The organism is Mesorhizobium sp. M7A.T.Ca.US.000.02.2.1, assembly GCF_003996995.1.
Classification (GTDB): Bacteria; Pseudomonadota; Alphaproteobacteria; order Rhizobiales; family Rhizobiaceae; genus Mesorhizobium.
The window spans coordinates 1-2,551 of record NZ_RZTT01000618.1 but is presented as its reverse complement, the minus strand read 5'-3'; the positions used below and the strand labels follow the sequence as shown (position 1 = coordinate 2,551).

At 64.1% G+C, this 2,551-nt stretch carries 3 protein-coding genes; 1 reads left to right on the top strand and 2 read right to left on the bottom strand.

Annotation, left to right across the window (positions count from 1 at the left end; genetic code table 11):
* On the bottom strand, positions 1 to 484 hold a 484-nt coding region (locus EOD15_RS32565), incomplete at its 3' end, for a biotin transporter BioY (RefSeq protein ID WP_148129763.1).
* A gap of 117 nt (positions 485 to 601) precedes the next feature.
* Here EOD15_RS32565 and EOD15_RS32560 point away from each other — a divergent pair.
* Positions 602 to 1,510 (top strand): MBL fold metallo-hydrolase, encoded by a 909-nt coding sequence (locus EOD15_RS32560; RefSeq protein WP_127320897.1) that lies wholly within the window; start codon positions 602 to 604, stop codon positions 1,508 to 1,510.
* Between the two features lie 32 nt (positions 1,511 to 1,542).
* Here EOD15_RS32560 and EOD15_RS32555 read toward each other — a convergent pair whose 3' ends face one another.
* Positions 1,543 to 2,328 carry a DUF1499 domain-containing protein gene (locus EOD15_RS32555; RefSeq protein ID WP_127320898.1) on the bottom strand — a complete coding sequence of 262 codons (786 nt, stop codon included), beginning with the start codon at positions 2,326 to 2,328 and terminating at the stop codon, positions 1,543 to 1,545.
* Between the last annotated feature and the right edge of the window lie 223 nt (positions 2,329 to 2,551).

The window sequence follows — 2,551 nt, the reverse complement described above, 5'->3', positions numbered from 1 at the left end:
TTTCCGGACCGATGAGCAGCGCCAGCCAGGCAAAGCCCATTGCCATCATGACGACTTCGCTAACCAGCATGGCGTTGAAAAGCTTGATCGGATGGCGGTCCCAGCCGCGATCCGCCGCCCAGCCGACAATTGCCGCCATGACCACGAAGCCGGCGAGATAGCCGCCGGTCGAGCCGAGCATGTAGGCAATGCCGAGACCCTTTTCAGGCGTGCTCTGGAAGACGGGGAAGCCCATGGCGCCCTCGGCCATGTAGAGCAGCAGGGTGGCGACGCCGAGACGCATGCCGAAGGCGGCGGCGATCAGCAGCACGGCCAGCGTCTGCATCGAAATGTCGACCGGCCCGAGCATTACCTTGGTCTTGGCCGACAGTGTCAGCACAAGCGTTCCGGCGATGGCCAGGAAAAGCTGCGTTGCCAGCCGCGCCGCGCCGTTTTGCGGCAGAGCCAGAGAAACAAGCGGACGCATCGTAGTTGCAATTGCCATGGTATTTCCCCAATCCGATTGCCGCACTCCGATGTTCGCGGCCTCACATCCTCCTATATTGGCTTGCGTGTTGTGCGGCAATCGGTTTTGCCGTTTCCCGAAACAAGGCACCGATGCATGGCACTGAAATTCGATACCGGCTTCGACCCCTTCTATGGCCAGGGGGTGAATGTCGCGCCCGATGTCCAGCGCATCACGGCCCGCAATCCAAGCCCCTTCACCTTTCACGGCACCAACAGCTACGTTGTTGGCCGCGATACGCTGGCGGTGATCGATCCGGGGCCGGAGGACGAGGCGCATCTGCGGACCCTGATCGAGGTGATCGCAGGCCGGCCGGTCAGCCATATCTTCGTCAGCCACACGCATCGCGACCACTCCCCGCTGGCGGCCCGGCTGAAAGAGCGCACCGGCGCCCTCGTGCTGGCAGAGGGGCCGCACCGGCCGGCAAGAGCCCTGCATATCGGCGAGACCAATGCGCTCGATGCCAGTGCCGACACGGCTTTCATCCCTGATGTCGCCCTGCCCGACGGCGAGGTGGTCGACGGCGACGGCTGGTCGATCAGGACGGTTCTGACCCCGGGCCACACCGCCAATCATGCGGCGTTCGCGCTGCAGGGAACCGGCATCCTGTTTTCGGCCGATCATGTCATGGCCTGGGCAACCTCCATCGTCGCCCCGCCGGACGGGGCGATGGCCGACTACATGGCCTCGCTGGACCGCTTGATCGAACGCGGGGACCGCTTGCTGTTGCCAGGACATGGCGGGCCGGTGACAGCACCGCGCGCTTTCATGCGCGGGTTGAAGACGCATCGCAAGATGCGCGAGCGCGCCATTCTGGAGCGGGTCAAAGAGGGGGACCGGACGATCGTGAACATGGTCAAGGCGATCTACAGGGACACCGACCCGCGGCTGCATGGCGCCGCCGGATTGTCGGTGCTTGCCCATCTCGAGGATCTGACGGCGCGCGGCCTGGTTGTGACCGACGCCGCACCGGCCATCGACGGCATTTTCACGCCGGCGGGATAGGCCAACCTGGACCGCTGCCAAGTGCCGAAGCCTTATTCGGCTGGCGCGGCGCCGACCTGACCGGCGACTTCCTGGTCGAGCTCCGCCAGGAATTCGGTGATGCGCGCGGCATTGTCGCCAAGGTCGTAGCGGCCGTAGCGGGATGCCGACCGCATGTCGACGATGACCGTGTCGCCATCGTCCGTCACGCGGATCGCCACATCGGCGGGAAGGCCGATCACGAAGCCCTTGGCGACGGCGGTGATGGTCACCTCGCTTTGCCCGGCGAGATCGGGATAGGGCTCCGACAGCTCCCAGTCGCGCCGGTCGAGTACGGTTTCGACGGCATTGACGACAGTCTCGAACGGCAGGTCGTAGCTGCGTGCGCTGACCAGCGGATAGCTATCGGCCTGCAGCCGCTGTTCGCCAGGCGTCGACGGCGCAAGCACGTTCATATCCTTCGTCCGGTCGCTCACGTCGAGCGCCGGCGGTTCGTCGAAATCCGTCGAGATATCCCTGAGCGGCGGATAGATCGTCGCCCAGTAGGCGGCGACGCCGTAGGGTGCGAGCACCAGCAGTGCCAGCAGCGCGCCGACCGTCAGGTCGCGGCCGCCGCGGTCGCCGAAATTCCACAGCCGCGAAAAGGCAAACCCGGCAAACAACAGCGCCATCGCCGCCAGCAGCGCGACAATGCCGAGCACCCACAGAAAGACAGGTGTTTCGACGAGATCGAAGCGATGGCCCACAAAGACCGTCAGCAGCAGCACCAACGAAAAAGCGGCCGTGCGCCGCGACCAGCCGGCCGCCTTCGACGTTTGCCGTTCAGGAATACTTGCCATCGATTGCCGAACCACCCCAACCCGAACGGAGACTTAGAACCTTTTTGCGATGCCATGAAGCCGAAACATGCGACATCACGTCAATCGGTCGGCAGGCGATAATCCTTGAATTGCTGGCGCAAGGTGATCTTCTGGATCTTGCCGGTTGCGGTGTGCGGAATTTCGCCGACGAAAGCGACATCGTCCGGCATCCACCATTTGGCCACCTTGCCGTCCATGAACC